Source organism: Amycolatopsis thermalba, from assembly GCF_023376025.1.
Lineage (GTDB): Bacteria > Actinomycetota > Actinomycetes > Mycobacteriales > Pseudonocardiaceae > Amycolatopsis_E > Amycolatopsis_E thermalba.
The window spans coordinates 2,191,467-2,210,331 of the sequence record NZ_CP091196.1; the positions used below are offsets into that span (position 1 = coordinate 2,191,467).

At 71.8% G+C, this 18,865-nt stretch carries 19 protein-coding genes; 15 read left to right on the forward strand and 4 right to left on the reverse strand.

Going from position 1 to position 18,865, the window contains the following annotated elements:
* Positions 1–836 precede the first annotated feature (836 nt).
* From L1857_RS10820 to L1857_RS10845, 6 genes are all read left to right on the forward strand, one after another.
* Positions 837–1,211 carry a YraN family protein gene (locus L1857_RS10820; RefSeq protein ID WP_094007865.1) on the forward strand — a complete coding sequence of 125 codons (375 nt, stop codon included), beginning with the start codon at positions 837–839 and terminating at the stop codon, positions 1,209–1,211.
* Entirely contained in the window at positions 1,211–2,722 is a 1,512-nt protein-coding gene (locus L1857_RS10825) for a YifB family Mg chelatase-like AAA ATPase (protein ID WP_249464944.1), read from the forward strand. Before L1857_RS10820 ends, L1857_RS10825 begins: the two co-directional genes overlap by 1 nt.
* On the forward strand, positions 2,719–2,871 hold the full coding sequence (locus L1857_RS10830) for a hypothetical protein (protein WP_162830568.1): 153 nt from the start codon (positions 2,719–2,721) through the stop codon (positions 2,869–2,871). The genes L1857_RS10825 and L1857_RS10830 overlap by 4 nt, the downstream gene beginning before the upstream one ends.
* The gene (gene dprA, locus L1857_RS10835) at positions 2,868–4,040 is read left to right on the forward strand and encodes a DNA-processing protein DprA (protein ID WP_116111268.1); all 1,173 of its coding nucleotides are present in this window, start codon (positions 2,868–2,870) and stop codon (positions 4,038–4,040) included. Before L1857_RS10830 ends, dprA begins: the two co-directional genes overlap by 4 nt.
* 70 nt (positions 4,041–4,110) lie before the next feature.
* Complete coding sequence (locus L1857_RS10840; protein WP_094007873.1) at positions 4,111–5,103, forward strand: tyrosine recombinase XerC; 993 nt, start codon at positions 4,111–4,113, stop codon at positions 5,101–5,103.
* 403 nt (positions 5,104–5,506) lie between these two features.
* Positions 5,507–6,433 carry a FliA/WhiG family RNA polymerase sigma factor gene (locus tag L1857_RS10845; protein WP_240323246.1) on the forward strand — a complete coding sequence of 309 codons (927 nt, stop codon included), beginning with the start codon at positions 5,507–5,509 and terminating at the stop codon, positions 6,431–6,433.
* On the opposite strand, the gene L1857_RS10850 is transcribed toward L1857_RS10845, so the two are convergent.
* Positions 6,430–6,993, reverse strand: coding sequence for a murein hydrolase activator EnvC family protein (locus tag L1857_RS10850; protein ID WP_240323247.1), 564 nt, complete (start codon positions 6,991–6,993; stop codon positions 6,430–6,432). The genes L1857_RS10845 and L1857_RS10850 overlap by 4 nt on opposite strands.
* A gap of 790 nt (positions 6,994–7,783) precedes the next feature.
* Between L1857_RS10850 and rpsB the strand changes: the two genes are divergently transcribed.
* The 5 genes from rpsB (at position 7,784) to L1857_RS10875 (ending at position 11,841) form a co-directional block, all read left to right on the forward strand.
* Positions 7,784–8,608, forward strand: a complete 825-nt coding sequence (gene rpsB / locus L1857_RS10855) for a 30S ribosomal protein S2 (RefSeq protein ID WP_094007874.1) — start codon at positions 7,784–7,786, stop codon at positions 8,606–8,608.
* Between the two features lie 69 nt (positions 8,609–8,677).
* Complete coding sequence (gene tsf, locus L1857_RS10860; RefSeq protein ID WP_094007875.1) at positions 8,678–9,505, forward strand: translation elongation factor Ts; 828 nt, start codon at positions 8,678–8,680, stop codon at positions 9,503–9,505.
* A 104-nt stretch (positions 9,506–9,609) separates the two neighbouring features.
* Entirely contained in the window at positions 9,610–10,359 is a 750-nt protein-coding gene (gene pyrH / locus L1857_RS10865; RefSeq protein WP_094007876.1) for a UMP kinase, read from the forward strand.
* A 43-nt stretch (positions 10,360–10,402) separates the two neighbouring features.
* A complete protein-coding gene (frr, locus tag L1857_RS10870; protein WP_094007877.1) occupies positions 10,403–10,960 on the forward strand; it encodes a ribosome recycling factor in 558 nt (185 codons plus the stop codon).
* Entirely contained in the window at positions 10,960–11,841 is an 882-nt protein-coding gene (locus L1857_RS10875; protein ID WP_249464946.1) for a phosphatidate cytidylyltransferase, read from the forward strand. Before frr ends, L1857_RS10875 begins: the two co-directional genes overlap by 1 nt.
* A gap of 254 nt (positions 11,842–12,095) precedes the next feature.
* On the opposite strand, the gene L1857_RS10880 is transcribed toward L1857_RS10875, so the two are convergent.
* Entirely contained in the window at positions 12,096–12,938 is an 843-nt protein-coding gene (locus L1857_RS10880; protein WP_094007879.1) for a VOC family protein, read from the reverse strand.
* An 84-nt stretch (positions 12,939–13,022) separates the two neighbouring features.
* Between L1857_RS10880 and L1857_RS10885 the strand changes: the two genes are divergently transcribed.
* A complete protein-coding gene (locus L1857_RS10885; RefSeq protein WP_116111270.1) occupies positions 13,023–13,853 on the forward strand; it encodes a class I SAM-dependent methyltransferase in 831 nt (276 codons plus the stop codon).
* Here the strand turns inward: L1857_RS10885 and L1857_RS10890 are convergent.
* Positions 13,802–14,248, reverse strand: a complete 447-nt coding sequence (locus tag L1857_RS10890; RefSeq protein ID WP_094007881.1) for a PadR family transcriptional regulator — start codon at positions 14,246–14,248, stop codon at positions 13,802–13,804. The genes L1857_RS10885 and L1857_RS10890 overlap by 52 nt on opposite strands.
* Before the next feature lie 355 nt (positions 14,249–14,603).
* On the opposite strand from L1857_RS10890, the gene rlmN reads away from it, so the two are divergent.
* On the forward strand, positions 14,604–15,710 hold the full coding sequence (gene rlmN, locus L1857_RS10895) for a dual-specificity RNA methyltransferase RlmN (RefSeq protein ID WP_094007882.1): 1,107 nt from the start codon (positions 14,604–14,606) through the stop codon (positions 15,708–15,710).
* Between the two features lie 239 nt (positions 15,711–15,949).
* Here the strand turns inward: rlmN and L1857_RS10900 are convergent, their stop codons facing one another.
* Positions 15,950–16,225: a DUF2631 domain-containing protein gene (locus L1857_RS10900; protein ID WP_116111271.1), complete on the reverse strand. Its 276-nt coding sequence runs from the start codon at positions 16,223–16,225 to the stop codon at positions 15,950–15,952.
* A 97-nt stretch (positions 16,226–16,322) separates the two neighbouring features.
* Here L1857_RS10900 and dxr point away from each other — a divergent pair, with 97 nt between their 5' ends.
* Both dxr and L1857_RS10910 read left to right on the forward strand, forming a co-directional pair.
* The gene (gene dxr, locus L1857_RS10905) at positions 16,323–17,528 is read left to right on the forward strand and encodes a 1-deoxy-D-xylulose-5-phosphate reductoisomerase (protein WP_233157448.1); all 1,206 of its coding nucleotides are present in this window, start codon (positions 16,323–16,325) and stop codon (positions 17,526–17,528) included.
* Between the two features lie 3 nt (positions 17,529–17,531).
* Positions 17,532–18,752, forward strand: a complete 1,221-nt coding sequence (locus L1857_RS10910) for a M50 family metallopeptidase (RefSeq protein WP_249464948.1) — start codon at positions 17,532–17,534, stop codon at positions 18,750–18,752.
* Positions 18,753–18,865: the final 113 nt, after the last annotated feature.

Here is an 18,865-nt window from a genome sequence, read left to right on the forward strand (position 1 = left end):
TCGACTCCCGCTCCTCCCGGCCCCGGCTTGTCGGCTCCTGCTCCTCCCGGCCCCGGCTTGTCGGCTCCTGCTCCTCCCGGCCCCGGCTTGTCGGCTCCTGCTCCTCCCGGCCCCGGCTTGTCGGCTCCTGCTCCTCCCGGCCCCGGCTTGTCGGCTCCTGCTCCTCCCGGCCCCGGCTTCTCGGCTCCCGCTCCTCGGGCCCGCGCTCCTCGGCTCCGTTCCTTGGCACCTCGCTCCTCGCGTTCGCTCCTTGGGGCGCTCGGCCGCTGGCCTTCTGGGTCCCGCCGTCCCGTGGCCCTCCACCCCTGAGCCCCATCTGTCCCTCTACTTCTCGGGCCGGGGCCCTCGGGGCCCCGGCCTCTGGCCCCCCGGCGCCTCGGTGCGCCCGCCCTCCGGCCCCCCGGCTCGTCGGGGCCCCGCGCCCGGCCTTCGTTCCTTGGGGCTCCCGTCCCTCGGCCCCCGCTCATGGGCGCTCGGCTGCTGGCCTTCTGGTCCGCCGCCCCCTGGCCCCGCCACCCCTGGACCCATCGGTCCCTCTGCCTCTCGACCCCCGGGCCCCTTCCGTCCTGGGCCCACGACGGGCCGGCCCCCTCCCCGCCAGCCCGCGCCCCTCCGCCCCTGAGCGCTCAGCCCGGCGCCCCACCCGCCACCTCGCCCCCAATCGCCCCGGCCTCTACCACCCGGGTCCGACATTTCCGCCGCTCCCCACCGCAATTCCCCGCGGTTGTCCACAACACCCCACTTGTCCACAGGTCCGGCAACTCGGTCTGTCGGCGAAACCCCAGGTCCTGGCACCGTCGAAGGCAGTGAACGACCACCGACCTTGGGGACCAGCCATGACCACCGCGGCCAGACCCGCCCGCCACCTCACCCTCGGCCGCAGGGGCGAGGACATCGCCGCCCGCCACCTGCAGAAGCTCGGCTTCGTCGTGCTGTCCAGGAACTGGCGCTGCCGCCAGGGCGAGCTCGACCTCATCGCCACCGACGGCCGCACCCTGGTCATCTGCGAGGTCAAGACCCGCACCAGGGAGAGTTTCGGCGATCCCGCCGAGGCCGTCACCGAGGACAAGATCGCCCGCATCCGGCGCCTGGCCGGGCAGTGGCTCAGCGTCCACCGCGTCGGCTGGTGCCGGGTCCGTTTCGACGTCATCGCGGTCTACGCCGACGGCGACGGTGAGCCCCGCGTCCGGCACATCCCGGGAGCGTTCTGATGCCGCTCGGACGCGCCTGGTCGGTGGCCCTCGTGGGCCTCGACGGCCGCCTGGTCGAGGTCGAGGCCGATCTGGGCGGCGGCCTGCCGGGCGTCAAGATGGTCGGCCTGCCCGACGCGGGTCTGCGCGAAGCCAAGGACAGGGTTCGCTCGGCCATCCGCAACTCCGGGCAGCACTGGCCCGAGGACAAGGTCACCCTCGGCCTGTTCCCGGCGAACCTGCCCAAACTCGGCTCGGGCTACGACCTCGCGATCGCGGTGGCCGTGCTCGCCTCGGCGGGCAAGGTCCCAGCAACCCGCCTGCTCGGCACGGTCCTGCTGGGGGAGCTGGCGCTCGACGGCCGGGTGCGGGAAATCCGCGGCGTCCTGCCCGGCCTGCTCGCGGCGCGCAAGGCCGGGATCAAGCGCGCGATCGTCCCGTCACACATGTTGTTCGAGGCGGCCCTGGTCGACGGCCTGGAGGTCTACGGCGCGGCCAGGCTGCGCGACGTGGTGTCCTGGCTGGAGGGCGAGAACGCACTGGCCCGGCCGGAGCCGCCCGTCGAGAGCCCACCGCCCGAGGTGCCGGATCTGGCTGACGTCCTCGGCCAACCCGAGGCCCGCTGGGCACTCGAAGTGGCGGCCGCGGGCGGGCACCACCTCCTCCTCACCGGGCCGCCCGGCGTCGGGAAGACCATGCTGGCCAAACGTCTGCCCGGGCTCCTGCCGATGCTCTCCCCGGAGGAGTCGCTCGAGGTCACTGCCGTGCATTCGATCCACGGCAAGTTGTCCGCGGAGGCCCCGTTGATCAGGGTCCCGCCGTTCGTCGCGCCGCACTATTCGGTGTCCGAAGCCGCTCTGATCGGTGGTGGTACCGGCATCGCCAAACCCGGCCTGATCAGCCGCGCCCACCGCGGGGTTTTGTTCTTGGACGAAGCCGCGGAGTTCGGGTCGCAACGGCTGGACTCCCTGCGCACGATCCTGGAGGAAGGCGAGGTTCGCATTGCCCGTGCCCGCGGTTCGGTTTGCTACCCGGCCCGCTTCCAGCTCGTCATGGCCACCAACCCGTGCCCGTGCGCACCACCCCGCGAGACCGACTGCTCGTGCTCCCCGACCGAGCGCCGCCGGTACCACAGCAGGTTGTCCGGCCCGTTGCTCGACCGCGTCGACCTGCGGGTCCGGTTGCGTCCGATGACCGCCATGGGCCGCCACGAGAGCGGTGAACCCGAGCCGACGGAGGTGGTCCGCAAACGCGTCCTCGCCGCCCGCGACCGTGCCGCCGCGCGCTGGAGCCCGCACGGCTGGAAGACCAACGCGGAAGTCCCAGGCCCCGCCCTCCACCGCGAGTTCGCCCTCCCACCCCCGACGACAGCCCTGCTGGAGCGAAGCCTCGAACGCGGCACGATCACCGCCCGCGGCGCCGACCGATGCCTCCGCATCGCGTGGACGCTGGCCGACCTCGCCAAGGTCGAGGAACCGACCTCCGATCACGTGGCCGCCGCGCTGGAGTTCCGCGATCGGAGAGCCGCATGAGCCCCGCGACCGACTTGCGCGAACCGCTCGCCACGAACCTGCCCGCCCACATCCCGAGGCTGGGAATGACCACGCCCCGAATCGGCACCGAACCCACCCCAGTCCACCTGGTCGCCGCGCTGGAACCCCGCATCCGGAGGCCGGCGTGACCAGCTCACACACCGCCCCCGAGCCCTCCACCGACAACCTCGCCGCCGAGCGCCTGGCCCGTTCCTACCTGGTCCGCGTCGCCGAGCCGCCGGCCCCGGCCGTGGTCGACTTCGTCGCCCAGCTCGGGCCCGTCGCCGCCGCCGAAGCGATCCGCGCCGGCGACTGTCCCAGCCGTGTGCGCGACGAGACCGAGGCCCGCCGCACGCACGACCACGCCCAGCGCGACCTCGACGAAGGCGCTCGCCTCGGCATGCGGCTGCTGATTCCGGAGGACGACGAGTGGCCGGCCTGGCCGCTCCTGTCCCTCCAGCTGGCGGCCAGCCGCGGCGTGCCGGGTGCCGCCCCGCCACTCGCGTTGTGGGTGCGCGGCCACACCCGCTTCGATGAGGCCACCGAACAGGCCGTGGCGATCGTCGGCGCCAGGTCGGCCACCGGGTACGGCGAGCACGTGGCCGGCGACTTCGCTTCTGCCCTGGCCCGCCAGGGAGTGCCGATCTTCTCCGGTGCGGCCTACGGCGTCGACGGCGCCGCCCACCGCGGAGCCCTGGCCGCGGGCGGCACCACCGTCGCGCTGCTCGGCTGCGCCCTCGACGCCGGATACCCCGCCGGGCACGTCGTCCTCCTCGACAAGATCGCCGAACTCGGCGGGCTCGTCGCCAGCGAGTACCCGCCGGGCACACCGCCCGCCCGCCACCGCTTCCTGGTCCGCAACCGCCTCATCGCGGCGCTCAGCGAAGGCACCATCGTCGTCGAGGCCGGCCGGCGTAGCGGCGCGCGCAACACCGCGACGACAGCCGGCGCGCTCGGCAAGGTCGTGATGGCCGTCCCCGGGCCGATCACCTCCGCGATGTCGATCGGCTGCCACGAGCTGATCCGCGAATCCGGCGCGACCCTCGTGGCCTCGATCGACGACGTGATCGAAACCGTCGGCCGGCTCGGCACGCCCCGGCCCGAGAAGGTCCGCTCGAAACGGCCGACGGACGGCCTCGGCCCGGACGCCCTGCGCGTCCACGAAGCGCTCCACAAACGCGAGGGCAAGTCCGCCGAGCAGATCGCCGCCGAATCCGGGGTTCCGGTCGCCCGGGTCCGGGCGGTACTGCCCGCCCTCGAACTCGACGACCTCGCCGAGCGCTGCGAAAGCGGCTGGCGCGGCAGGGCGAGGAGGTGATGCGATCGTCATCTGCTCCCGGTGTGGCGATGCTTGACCACGCGCGCCCCTTCGCGCAGCGTGAACAACCATGTCCGCACGGGAATCTCGGGGCCGCAAAACGGACCTGCACGCCCTCCGGGACGCCCTGCCGCGCGCCGCCGCGGGCCTGGTCGACGACTACGAACGGCACCTCGGGCTGGAGCGAGGGCTGTCCCCGCACACGGTGCGCGCGTATGTCGGGGACGTGGTGTCCCTGCTGGGGTTCCTGCACGGTGAGGAGCCGCAGCCGGACGCCGCCGCGCTCGCGGGCCTGGACATCGGGGTGCTCCGGTCGTGGTTGGCCGACCAGCGGAACGGGGGAGCGGGACGGACCACTCTCGCACGGCGAGCGGCTTCGGCCCGGACCTTCACCGCCTGGGCTCGCCGCCAAGGCGCGCTGGACCACGACCCGGGGGCGAAGCTGGTGGCGCCTCGCGTGCACCGGACCCTCCCGCCGGTGCTCCGGCCGGACGAGGCGGAGGACGTCCTCACCGCGGCGGGCAGCGGCGCAGCGCAACAGGAGCCGGTCGCCCTGCGTGATCACGCGGTCCTCGAGCTGCTCTACGCGACCGGGGTGCGGGTGTCCGAGCTGTGCGGGCTCGACGTCGACGATGTGGACTTCGGCCGCAGGCTCGTCCGGGTGCTCGGCAAGGGCGGCAAGGAGCGCATGGTCCCGTTCGGCGCGCCGGCCGATCGGGCTCTGCGCAGCTGGCTCGACCACGGCCGGCCGGCGGTGGCCGGTGCGGTGGCGAAGCCGCACGCGTCCGCGCTGTTCCTCGGTGTGCGGGGTGGGCGGCTGGACCCGCGGACGGTCCGGCGAGTGGTGCACGAAGCGCTCGACACGGTGCCCTCGGCGGCCGACATGGGCCCGCACGGACTGCGGCACACCGCGGCAACGCACCTGCTGGAGGGCGGTGCCGACCTTCGCAGCGTTCAGGAGCTACTCGGTCACGCTACGCTTGCCACGACACAGCTTTACACTCACGTGACCGTCGAGCGGTTGAAGGCGATCCATGACCAAGCCCACCCCCGATCCCGATGACCTCGGAGGACGGCAGGCAGGATCGTTGACACCGCCCACCCCGTACGAGCCCGGAGAACGACCTGAGCCCGCTGCCGAGAACGGTTCCCGTGTGAAGGCCGATTTGCGAGCGACACCTGCCCGCCCCGCCCCCGACCAGGCCGGGCGACCGATGCTGCCCACGTCCGAACAGGACGGCGAGCCCGGGAGCGAGCGCACCGGGGAACCGACGGCCACTGGTACCCCCAGCGCGCCCACACGGGAGAGTGCCCCCGAAGCCACAGCGGCGGCGGCCTCCGGCACGCTCGCGGAGGCACCTCGCAGCGGCGAGCCGGTGGCAGGTGCCGGTGCGCAGGCCGCGACCGAGGAGATCGGGGGTAGCGAGTCGGGGGTCGAGGGACCGCGGGTCACTGGTGGTGGGCCGGTGGCGGACGCTGGTGCGCAGGCCGCGACCGAGCCGAACGCGGGCACCGGTTCGCGGGGCAGCGGCGCGTCGGTCACCGACGGTGCCACCCAACCCGGTGCTGCCCAACCCGGTGCTGCCCAACCCGGTGCTGCCCAACCCGGTGGCAGCCCCACCCGCGCGGGTGACGGCGACTCCGCGATCCAAGCCGTCTGGCGCAAGTTCCGGACCTGCCCGGAGCAGCGGCTGCGGGAGCGCCTGGTCCTGCACTACGCGCCGCTGGTCAAGTACGTCGCCGGGCGGGTGGGGACCGGGTTGCCCACGCATGTCGACGTCAGCGACCTCATCCAGTCCGGCATCTTCGGCCTGATCGACGCCATCGAGAAGTTCGAGCCCGAGCGCGGCCTGCGGTTCGAGACCTACGCGATGCAGCGGATCCGCGGCGCGATCCTCGACGACCTGCGCTCCCAGGACTGGGTGCCCCGCGTCGTGCGCAGCCGTGCCCGTGAGGTGGAGCGCGCGCTCGAGCGCCTCGGCGGCCGCCTGCGCCGCACCCCGACCGACACCGAGGTCGCCGCCGAGCTGGGCATCACCCTCGAAGAGCTGCGCGACCTCTACAGTCAGCTCCAGCTGACCAGCGTCGTCGCGCTCGAGGACCTCATGGCGGCCGGCCGGGAGAGCGGCTCGCTGGTCGACACGCTCCCCGACGACGACGCCATCGACCCCGTCGCCGTCCTCGTCGACCGGGACAACCGGCGCCAGCTCGCCGAGGCCATCGCCCAGCTGACCGAGCGTGACCGGATCGTGGTCAGCCTCTACTACTTCGAACGGCTGACGCTCGCCGAGATCGGCCGGGTCCTGGGCGTCACCGAGTCGCGGGTCAGCCAGCTGCACACCCGCGCGGTCCTCCGGCTGCGCGCCCGGCTCACGGAGCAGGCCGGGGTCTAACCTGCCCAGGGTTTCAGCCGGATCGCTGTGCCGGTCTGGACCAGGGGAAGCGGGCTCAGGTACTCCTCGCCCCGGCGGACACCCCAGTGCAGGCAGGCCTCGACCGGACACCCCGGATGCCCGGCCTCGACGACGCCGATCGGCTGTCCCCGCCACACCTGCGTCCCGGCCGGAACCGTCGGCGTGACCGGCTCGTAGGTCGTGCGCAACCCGCCGTCGTGGTCGATCGAGACCACCGGACGCCCCGCGACGAGCCCCGCGAACACCACGACGCCCGGCCCCGCGGCCAGAACCTGCTGACCGGGCGTCGCAGCCAGGTCCACCCCGCGATGACCCGGCCCGTACGGCCCTGACGGCGCCTGGAACGGCCGGACCACCACCGGCTTGGGCGACAACGGCCACCCGAACCGCGGATCCAGGTCGTCGCGCACCGCAGCCGGCGGGGCGGTCGTCACGGGTCCCTGAGGTGCCGCCCTGACCCCTCCAACGTCCGGCGAGCCGGCCAGCAAACCGGCGCTGACCAGCACGATCCCGAGCAATCGGCGAACTACCACGATCATCAACCCAGGGTGGCGCACTTCCGGCCTCGGGAACGGCCGCTGACCAAATCTGTGGATAACTCGGCCGCTTGTGGACAACTCGAACCTGCGAACACACTCGCACCACGCGCGAGCGGGCCGCAGGGGGCCGAGCACGGTTCGCGTGGGGTACGGGCCACCAGAACGAGCCGGAAGTGCGAACCCCGAAGGGGAACAGGGCCAGCGCCCGAGATGCCGCAGAACTCGGGCTCACCCCCAGACGCCCGGGCGGGCGATGGCGCACGCCGGCCGGCGGTGACGCACTCGGGGCCGGCACGGCGCACCCGAGGCCGGCCCCGCGCATCCGGGGCCCGCGTCGCGCATCCAGGAGCAGCACCGCGGGCTCGGGGCCCGTACTGCGCGCCCTGGCTCACCCGCAGCACCCCGGGCTCACCCGCAGCACCCCGGGCTCACCCGTGTCGCACCTAGGCTCGCCCCCAGTGCGCCCGGGTCGGCGGTGGTGCATCCGGCTCACCACTGGCGCCCCCGGGCTCCCGCGGCGCCTGCCGCGATCACGAGGCCGCCCGTGGTGAACCCCGCGTCGCCAGGGCGTACACTGTTCGCGCGGCCTGTCACGACAGGTCGACTTCGCGTGTACGTGCAGGTTCCCCGCTCAGAGGAACCCACGGCGCCCGGCGGTCCCCGAGGAACAACCCCCGGGGTCCGGGCACCGGCACTGCACCAGGGTCGCCGGCCACCCGGCCGACGGCGACAAAACCGGCCAGCGCGTCCCGCGGGGCGCGCGCTACACAGAAGAGGTGCGGATCCGGCCATGGCCGTCGTCACCATGAAGCAGCTGCTCGATTCCGGCGTGCACTTCGGGCACCAGACCCGCCGCTGGAACCCGAAGATGAAGCGCTACATCCTCACCGAGCGCAACGGCATCTACATCATCGACCTGCAGCAGACGCTGAGCTACATCGACCGTGCGTACGAGTTCATCAAGGAGACCGTCGCGCACGGCGGCACCATCATGTTCGTCGGCACGAAGAAGCAGGCCCAGGAGGCGATCGCCCGCGAGGCGCAGCGCGTGGGCATGCCCTTCGTCAACCAGCGCTGGCTCGGCGGCATGCTGACCAACTTCCAGACGGTCCACAAGCGGCTGCTGCGCCTCAAGGAGCTGGAGTCGCAGGAGCAGACCGGCGGTTTCCAGGGGCTCACCAAGCGCGAGATCCTGACGCTGACCCGCGAGAAGGAGAAGCTGGAGCGCACCCTCGGCGGTATCCGCGACATGCAGAAGGTGCCCAGCGCCGTCTGGATCGTGGACACCAAGAAGGAGCACATCGCCGTCGGCGAGGCGCGCAAGCTGAACATCCCGGTCGTCGCGGTCCTGGACACCAACTGCGACCCGGACGAGGTCGACTACCCGATCCCGGGCAACGACGACGCGATCCGCTCGGCCGCGCTGCTCACCAAGGTGGTCGCCGAGGCCGCCGCCGCCGGCCTGATGGCCCGCTCCAGCCGCAACGGCTCCGCGCCGGCCGCCGAGGGCCAGGACAAGCCCGAGCCGGGCGTGTCCGACGAGCCGCTGGCCGAGTGGGAGCAGGACCTGCTCAAGGGCAACGAGGCCCCGGCCGAGCAGACCACCGCCTCCTGAATCTTTCCGGCAGGCCACGCCGCGCAGGCGCGGCCCCCACAACTTTCCGAGAGGAACGGACACCGCACGATGGCGAACTACACCGCGGCGGACGTCAAGCGTCTCCGCGAGCTCACCGGCTCCGGCATGATGGACTGCAAGAAGGCGCTCGAGGAGAGCGGCGGCGACTTCGACAAGGCCGTTGAGTTCCTGCGCATCAAGGGCGCCAAGGACGTCGGCAAGCGCGCCGAGCGCGCCACCGCCGAGGGCCTCGTCGCCGGGGACGGCGGCGTGCTGGTCGAGATCAACTCCGAGACCGACTTCGTCGCCAAGAACGAGCAGTTCCAGGAGCTCGCCAACAAGATCGTCAAGGTCGCCCAGACCCTGCAGACCGACGACGTCGAGAAGCTGGCCGCGGCCGAGCTCGAGGGCGGCAAGTCCGTCGGCGACGCCGTCCAGGAGCTGGCCGCCAAGATCGGCGAGAAGCTGGTCCTGCGCCGCGTCGTGGCCTTCGACGGCCAGGTCGCGACGTACCTGCACCGCCGCGGCACCGACCTGCCCCCGGCGGTCGGCGTGCTGGTCGAGTACAGCGGCGAGGGCGACGGCGCCGCCGAGGCGGCCCGCAACGCGGCGCTGCAGATCGCGGCCCTCAAGCCGAAGTACCTGACCCGCGAAGAGGTGCCCGCCGACCTGGTCGACAACGAGCGCCGCATCGCCGAGGAGACCGCCCGGGCCGAAGGCAAGCCCGAGCAGGCCCTGCCCAAGATCATCGAGGGCAAGGTCAACGCGTTCTACAAGGACACCGTGCTGCTGGAGCAGCCGTCGGTGCTCGACAACAAGAAGACCGTCAAGGCGCTGCTCGACGCGGCCGGCGTGACCGTCACCCGGTTCGCCCGGTTCGAGGTCGGCCAGCCGTAACACGACGGCAGTGACGTGAGGGTGCCCCGTCTCCGTGATCACGGGGACGGGGCACACTCGCGAAGGCAGGCTCCACGAGAGCACCCGAGCGGGCGGAGGCGGACATGGGCGAGGCGAAACGAGCCGACGGCGGTTACCGGCGGGTGCTGCTGAAACTGGGTGGCGAGATGTTCGGCGGGGGAGCGCTCGGTCTCGACCCCGACGTCGTCCACTCCGTGGCCGCGCAGATCGCGGACGTCGTTCGCACCGGCGTCCAGATGGCCGTCGTGATCGGCGGCGGCAACTACTTCCGCGGCGCCGAGCTGTCCCAGCGCGGCATGGACCGCGACCGGGCCGACTACATGGCCATGCTCGGCACCGTCATGAACTCCCTGGCGCTGCAGGACTTCCTGGAGAAGGAAGGCGTCCCCACGCGCGTGCAGACCGCCATCACCATGGGGCAGGTCGCCGAGCCCTACATCCCGCGGCGCGCCGAGCGGCACCTCGAGAAGGGCCGCGTGGTGATCTTCGGCGCCGGCACCGGGATGCCCTACTTCTCCACCGACACCGCCGCCGCCCAGCGCTCGCTGGAGATCGGCTGCGAGGCGGTGCTCATGGCCAAGGCCGTGGACGGGGTCTTCACCGCGGACCCGAAGAGCGACCCGAGCGCCAAGATGTTCGACGAGATCAGCCACCGCGAGGTGCTCGAACGCGGGCTCAAGGTCGCCGACGCCACCGCCTTCAGCCTCTGCATGGACAACAACATGCCCATCATCGTGTTCAACCTTCTCACCGAGGGGAACATCGCCAGGGCGGTGCGTGGTGAGAGGATCGGCACGTTGGTGAGCACCCCCGTCGCCGGGCCGAGCGCCTGACCGCCGGGGACCGGGAACAACAGCACAGACAACGGGAGTAGCCGTGATCGACGAGACCCTCCTCGACGCCGAGGAGAAGATGGAAAAAGCGGTGTCCTTCGCCAAGGAGGATCTGTCGTCGGTGCGGACCGGCCGGGCCAACCCGGGCATGTTCGCCCGGATCATGGTCGAGGCGTACGGGTCGACGATGCCGCTGAACCAGGTGGCCGGCGTCAACATCCCCGAGGCCCGCATGGTGATCGTCAAGCCCTACGACCAGGGGCAGCTCGGTGCGATCGAGAAGGCCATCCGCGAGTCCGACCTGGGCGTGAACCCGTCCAACGACGGGCAGATCATCCGCATCACCATCCCGCAGCTCACCGAGGAGCGGCGCAAGGAGATGGTGAAGATGGTCAAGTCCAAGGGCGAGGACGCCAAGGTCCACATCCGCGGGGTGCGCCGCAAGGCCAAGGAGGAGCTCGACCGCATCGCCAAGGACGGCGAAGCCGGTGAGGACGAGGTCGCGCGCGCGGAGAAGGAACTGCAGCACCTGACCGACAACTACGTGGCGAAGGTCGACGAGCTCGTCAAACACAAGGAAACCGAGCTGCTCGAGGTCTGATGCCCCCGGTGAGCGAAGAACGCGAGAAGGCCCCCGTGGCTTCTGCGGAGCCGGCCGAACCGGCCAAGAAAGCGTCGCGGGCGGGACGCAACCTTCCCGCGGCGATCGGTGTCGGGCTGCTGCTGGGCGCGGCGATCCTCGTGTCGCTGCTCACCGTGCGGTACCTGTTCATCGGGATCATCGCGGCGGCGATCGCCGTCGGCACGTACGAGTTCGCGCAGGCGCTCCGCCGTGCCGCGGGGATCCGGCTCGCACTGGTCCCGCTGCTGGCCGGCGGTCAGGCGATGATCTGGCTGGCCTGGCCGTTCGGTTACGAGGGCGCGCTGATCGCGTTCGCGGTCACCGTCCTGGCCTGCCTGCTGTGGCGCCTGCCCGGCGGGGCCGAGGGCTATCTGCGGGACATCAGCGCGTCCGTGTTCACCGCCGCGTACCTGCCGCTGTTCGGCGCGTTCGCGGCGATGCTGGTCCCGCCCGCCGACGGGGTGGGCCGGGTGCTGGCGTTCCTGATCGGCGTCGTCGCGTCGGACACCGGCGGTTACATCGCCGGTGTCCTCAAGGGCAAGCACCCGATGGCGCCGTCGATCAGCCCGAAGAAGACGTGGGAAGGCTTCAGCGGCTCGCTGGTCGCGGGCGTCGTGGCGGGCGCGCTGACGCTGACGCTGCTGCTCGACGGGCAGATCTGGCAGGGTGTGGTGTTCGGGGTCGCGATCGTGCTGACCGCGACGCTGGGCGACCTGGTCGAGTCGCTGATGAAGCGGGACCTCGGCATCAAGGACATGGGAACGCTGCTGCCCGGGCACGGCGGCCTGATGGACCGGCTCGACTCGCTGCTGCCGTCGGCCGTGGTGTCGTTCCTGCTGCTGTCGGCGTTCCTGAACTGACCGCAAGCGCCTCGGCTGCGCGACCGCATCGCCGAGGCTTCGGCAGGAACAGGTAGACGCGTTCGGCCCAGCCGGCATCCGGACGCAGACACCCCGGACGCTCCGCGCCGCCAGGATCGAGCGCGGTCCCGCGACGGACTCGCGGAGCACCCGTCGTTCGGTCCTGGTCGGTGTGGGTGGCCCGAGGCGGGCCGGGTGCAGACGTGACGGGCAAGCTGTCGCACGCCCGGGAGAGCGCGACGGTAAGAACCGGCTCAGTCGTCGTAGGGGTCGTCCACCTCGGCGCGGCCCCAGCCCTCGCTCACGCGCGAGTGGTCGATGATCGAGAACACCGCCCCGGCCGGATCGGCGAGGATCGCGATCCGGCCCCACGGCGTGTCGTAGGGCTCCACCAGCACGGTGCCGCCGAGCATGAGCGCGTGGCCTGCCGTCGCGTCCGCGCCGCGGGCCGGGTCGACGCCGAAGTACACCATCCAGTGCGGCGGCGCCTGCGGCGGGTACTCGGGCCCCATCACGTACCGGTACAGCACCGGTTGCTGGTCCAGCCGCCATTCCACGTAGTCGATGCCGCGGTTGTCGCCCACCTGCAGGCTCGTGTACGAGAACAGCCTGGTGAAGAAGCCGTCCGCGGCCGCGCCGTCGCGGGTGTTGAGATCCGCCCCGGAGAAGGTGTTCGGATAGCCGGTCGCGAACGCCCAGTCCGGCGGCGGCTGCCACAGCACGAACGGCGCGCCGGAGGGCTCGACACCGTGCATGATGCAGCCGCGGTGGGGCAGCACGGTCGGTTCGAGCGTGACCGCACCGCCGAGCCGCTGCACCCAGTTCGCCGCCGCCTGCGCGTTCTGCACCGAGATGTTGATCATCCACGCGCTCGCCTGCCCGGGCGCCGCCTGGTAGAGACCACCGACGGGCACGCCCTCCAGCGTGCCGATCAGGTACCGGCCGGTGCGCGTGGCGGGATCGCGGCTGAGCACGTAGGTCCAGCCGAAGAGGCCCTCGTAGAACCGGTGGGACGCCGCCTCGTCGACGGTGGCGAGCTCGACCCAGCACGGAACCCCGGACGGCAGAACGGACGGGGCCGAAGATCCGACGGACATACCGCCTCCGATCGGTGGGGAGGGCAGCAAGTCTAGGCCGAACGTGAAGCGCTTTCCGGGCAACCTTTCATTTATCCTTGCGGTGTGTGGAAGATCGCCCGGCGTGGGCAGCGGACCACGTCCCGGGCGGACGTCCTGCCCAGCCCCAACATCTGGTACTACCCGGACACCTACGAGCTGGAGAACCGCGCGCAGGACGTCGACGGCGACATCTGGCGGGTCCTCGCCGAGGAATGTTCCTGGCAGGGCAAGGACGTCCTGGACGTGGGCTGCGGGGACGGTTTTCACCTGCCCCGCTTCGCCGGGACAGCGCGGTCGGTGATCGGCGTCGAGCCGCACGAACCGCTGGTGCGCCGGGCGGAACGCCGGGTCGCCGGACTGTCTTCGGTGCGGGTGCTGCGTGGTTCCGCGCAGCTGATCCCGGTACCGGACGCGAGTGCCGACGTCGTGCACGCGCGCACCGCGTACTTCTTCGGCCCGGGCTGCGAACCCGGTCTGCGCGAGGCGGACCGCGTGCTGCGGCCGGGGGGAGCGCTGGTGATCGTCGATCTGGACGTGTCCAGTGAGCCGTATGGCCGGTGGATGCGGGCCGATCTGCCCGACTACGACCCGGCCGCGGTCGACGCGTTCTTCGCCGGCCAGGGTTTTCGCTGCCGTCGACTGACGGCGCAGTGGCGGTTCGCCGACTCCGAGAGCCTCGCGGCAGTACTGCGCATCGAGTTCAGCCCGGAGGTGGCCGACCGCGCGATCGAAGAGGTCCTACGGGACAACGGATCGCGCGGCCGGCACGGCGCGGGCTTCACGGTGCCGGTGGGCTATCGCGTTCTCGTCCGCGACAAGCCCGCCGGCCTCGTGCTGCCTGGTCACTCCTCGTCGTCCTCGTCGTCGGTGTCGATCTCGCCGAGCACGGCGTAGATCGACCGACGGGCTTCGTTGAGGATCTCCGCGGCGCGCCGCTTCTGACCCGGCGTCCCGGCCTGGGACACCTGGACCGCGGCGGCGGCCAGCATGGCGCCCGCCTTGCGCAGGTCGACCTCGTTCGGGTCGACGTCGGAGGCGATCTGCTCCCACGGCGGCTTCCCGTCCTGGTTCGCGGCCGCCTCACGGCCGGCGTCGGTCAGCTCGAACAGGCGCTTGCCGCCGTCCTCGCGCGCCACGACCAGGCCTTCGTCGGCCATCAGCTGCAGGGTCGGGTAGACCGAGCCGGGGCTCGGCCGCCAGAAGCCGCCGCTGCGCTCGGCGATCTCGCTGATGATCTCGTAACCGTGCCGGGGCTGTTCGGCCAGCAGGGCGAGGATGGCGGCGCGCACGTCGCCTCGTCGTCCCCGCCGCCCGCCGTGCGGGCCGCGGGGACCGCGTCCCCGGAACTCGCCGCGCGGACCGCCCGGGCCCCAGCCCGGGGGGAACTCTCCGAAACCACCGCGGGCGAACGGGCCGAAAGCGGGCCGCCCGTGCGGCGGGGGGAAATGTCCGTGTCTCATGTCGGTTCTCCTTCCGTACTGTTCCGACATTCTCACGATATATCGGAAACAGTCGTAAGGCAACCCGGCTGTCGGTCCGCCGGGTCGTCGACCTGGATGACCTGTGGAGACGGTGTGGCGCCAGTGGCCAGTGCGGCACCCCGGCGCGGGTTCCCCGGGCGGTGGCGTGGGACAATGTGTGGTTGTGTCGACATTGCCGCTGCTCTTCGAGGCTCCCCGGCGTGGGATGCCGCCTCGCCACCTCGCCGATCTGACCGCCGCCGAACGCGCGGCGGCCGTCAGCGACCTCGGCGAGAAGCCCTTCCGCGCCAAGCAGCTGTCGAACCACTACTTCGCCCGCCTGACCGCCGACCCGGAGGCGATGACCGACATCCCGGCCGCGTCCCGGGAGCGGCTGGTGTCCGAGCTGATGCCGCCGCTGCTGACCGAGGTGCGGGCGCTGGCCTGCGACGACGGCACGACGCGCAAGACGCTGTGGCGGGCGCACGACGGCACGCTGCTGGAGAGCGTCCTGATGCGCTACCCGGACCGGGCGACGCTGTGCATCTCCAGCCAGGCCGGCTGCGGCATGGCGTGCCCGTTCTGCGCCACCGGCCAGGCCGGGCTGACCCGGAACCTGTCGACCGCGGAGATCGTCGACCAGGTGCGGTCGGCTGCCGCGGTCATGCGGGACGGGTTGATGCCCGGCGGCCCGGGGCGGCTGTCGAACATCGTGTTCATGGGCATGGGCGAGCCGCTGGCGAACTACAAGCGGGTGGTGGCCGCGGTGCGCCGCATCACCGACCCGGCGCCGAACGGGCTGGGCATCTCGCAGCGGTCGGTAACGGTGTCCACGGTCGGGCTGGCCCCGGCGATCCGGCGACTGGCGGACGAGAAGATGCAGGTCCGGCTGGCGGTGTCGCTGCACACCCCGGACGACGAGCTGCGCGACACGCTCGTGCCGGTCAACAACCGCTGGTCGGTGGACGAGGTGCTGGAGGCGGCGCGGTACTACGCCGACTCGACGGGCCGCCGCGTGTCGATCGAGTACGCGCTGATCCGGGACGTGAACGACCAGCCGTGGCGGGCGGACCTGCTGGCGAAGCGGCTGCGCAAGCACCTGGGCCAGCTGGTGCACGTGAACGTGATCCCGCTGAACCCGACGCCCGGTTCGAAGTGGGACGCCTCCCCGAAACCGGTCGAGAGGGAGTTCGTGCGGCGCGTCAACGAGGGCGGCGTGGCGTGCACCGTGCGGGACACGCGGGGCCAGGAGATCGCCGCCGCGTGCGGGCAGCTGGCGGCCGAAGGCTGATCGAAGGCGCGGCGAGACGGGGGGATTTCGCTGGTGCGGACTCGTCCACCGGACTTCTCGGTTCCCTTCCGGGCGGCCGGTTTTCCCACCGTAACGTTCCGGGCGAGCGCGTCGGCCTTCCGGGGCGCATCGCCGAGCGGCTTCGCCGGGCCGAGTCCGGTCGTGTGGACGGGTTGTTCGAGGGCTGAGCAGCAAAGAAGGGGCCCCTCGCCGAGGGGCCCCTCCTCACGTCGCCTGCGTCAGCGGCGCCAGGCCGTGCGCTTCTTCCGCATCTCCCAGAGCAGCCCGAACGCGATGCCGGCCGCGATGCCGACCAGCCACACGTTCTCGGTGTTGTTCTCGTGGTTGTTGTAGATCATCGCCAGCAGCACGACGACCGTGACCCAGCCCGCGATGCGCCCGCCCTTCGGGAACCCGCCGTGCCAGCCCCACTCGGCCGACGGCTCGTCCCGCGGGTCCACCTTCGCCGGAGCGGCCTGCCGCCGCTTCTCGACCGCCTTGCTCGCCACGATCACTCCTCCAGGCCCTGCTGAACGTCCAACCGGATGATTCCACACCGCGACCGGCCCCGCGCCGATGACCCGCTCGGACGGGTTCGCGACAATGACCCCGATGAACGCACCCCGCACCGTCCTCGTGCTCGGCTCGACCGGCTCGATCGGCACGCAGGCCCTCGACGTCGCCGCCCGCAACCAGCACCTCTTCCGCATCGCGGGCCTCGCCGCGGGCGGGTCCGATCCGGCGCTGCTGGCCGCGCAGGCGCTGGCCCACCAGGTCGACGCGGTGGCCGTGACGAAACCCACGGTCGTCGAGGACCTGCAGCTCGCGCTGTACGCCGAGGCCCAGAAGCGCGGCTACTCGCGGGGCGAGTTCAAACTGCCGCGCATCTTCGCCGGCCGGGACGCCGTCGTCGAGCTGATCAACACGGTCCGGGTCGACGTCGTCCTCAACGGCCTGCCCGGGTCCCAGGGCCTCGAACCGACGCTCAAGGCCCTGGACACCGGCGCGACGCTGGCCCTGGCGAACAAGGAGTCGCTCATCGCCGGCGGGCCGCTCGTGCTCAAGCAGGCCAAGCCCGGCCAGCTCGTCCCGGTCGACTCCGAGCACTCGGCGATGGCCCAGGCACTGCGCGGCGGCCGCGCCGAGGAGGTCGACCGCTTCGTGCTGACCGCCTCCGGTGGGCCGTTCCGCGGCCGCAAGCGCGCCGATCTGGCGAACGTCACAGTCGAAGACGCGCTGGCCCACCCCACCTGGGCGATGGGCCGGCTCATCACCATCAACTCGGCCACCCTGGTCAACAAGGGCCTGGAGCTGATCGAGGCGAGCCTGCTGTTCGGCGTCGCGTGTGACCGGATCGACGTGGTCGTCCACCCGCAGTCGATCGTGCACTCGATGATCACCTTCACCGACGGCTCCACCCTGGCCCAGGCCAGCCCGCCGGACATGCGCCTGCCGATCGCGCTCGCCCTGAACTGGCCGGACCGGGTGCCCGGCGCGGCCCCGGCCTGCCGCTGGGACCAGGCCGCCCAGTGGACGTTCGAACCCCTGGACAACGAGGCCTTCCCGGCGGTCGAGCTGGCCCGGCACGCCGGTACCGTGGGCGGCTGCCTGCCCGCGGTCTACAACGCGGCCAACGAGGTGTGCGTCGAGGCGTTCCTGACGCAGAACGCCGGCTTTACGGCGATTGTGGACACTGTTACCCAGGTGGTGGAGGCCGCCGACGAGTGGCGTCGCGAGCCTGGCGACGTCGCGGAGGTACTGGCGGCCGAGCAGTGGGCACGAGCCCGGGCCGCGGAGATCTTGACCGGAGGGAAGTAGCGGGTGGCCTACGTTTTCGGAGTCGTGCTGTTCGCGCTGGGCATCTGCGTGTCCGTCGCGCTGCACGAGGCGGGGCACATGCTGACCGCCAAGGCGTTCGGCATGAAGGTCCGCCGCTACTTCGTCGGGTTCGGCCCGACGGTGTTCTCCTTCCGCCGCGGCGAGACGGAGTACGGCCTGAAGTGGATCCCGCTGGGCGGGTTCTGCGACATCGCGGGCATGACCGCGCTGGACGAGGTGAAGCCGGACGAGGCGCCGCGCGCGATGTGGCGCTTCAAGACCTGGAAGCGCACCGTCGTGATGGCCGCCGGCTCGGTCACGCACTTCATCCTCGGTTTCGTGGTGCTCTACCTGATGGCCGCCACGATGGGCCTGCCCAACGCGGTCGGCAAGCCGCAGATCTCCACGGTGTCGGAGTGCGTGCGCAGCGCGACCACCGACGAGGAGTTCGCCAACCCGGTGTGCCGGCCGGGCGACGCGGCCCCGGCGAAGAGCGGCGGCATCCAGCCGGGCGACGAGATCGTGTCGGTCAACGGCACCCGCACCCCGACCTACTCCGACGTCACGGCGGCGATCCAGCAGCTGTCCGGCCCGACCCGGTTCGAGGTCGAGCGCGACGGCCGGATCGTGCCGCTGACCGTGGACGTGGTGCGGGTCGACCGCCCGGTCACCGACCCGGCCAACCCCAACGGGCCGGAGAAGGTCGTCTCCGTCGGTTCGATCGGCGTCACCTTCCAGCGCATGTTCGAGTACAACGCGATCACCGCGATCGCCGGCGCGGCCGGCTTCACCGGCGACATGTTCGTCCAGACCTGGCAGCGCCTGCTGGAGTTCCCGGAGCGCATCCCGGCCGTGGTGTCGTCGATCTTCGGCGGCGAGCGCGACCCCAACACGCCGGTCAGCGTGGTCGGCGCGAGCCGCATCGGCGGCGAGGCCGTCGAAGCCGGGCTGTGGTCGCTGTTCCTGCTCCTGCTGGCGAGCCTGAACTTCTTCGTCGGCGTGTTCAACCTGCTGCCGCTGCTGCCGCTGGACGGCGGGCACATCGCGGTCATCTGGTACGAACGGGTCCGCGACTGGATCCGCAAGCTGCGCGGCAAGGCCGCGGGCGGCCCGGTCGACTACTCGAAGCTGTCCGCGGTCACCGTCGTGCTGGTGCTGATCGGCGGGGCCGTAACCCTGCTCACCGTCACCGCCGACATCGTCAACCCGATCAGGCTGCAGTAGCAGTACGTTTCACCAGGTCAGGGCCTTGTGCGGGGGAACTCGCTCCGGCCGGTCGCCACCGTGCCGGGCCCGGCCTGTGAGTAAGCTGGACAACGTCAGCAGCCCGTCTCACG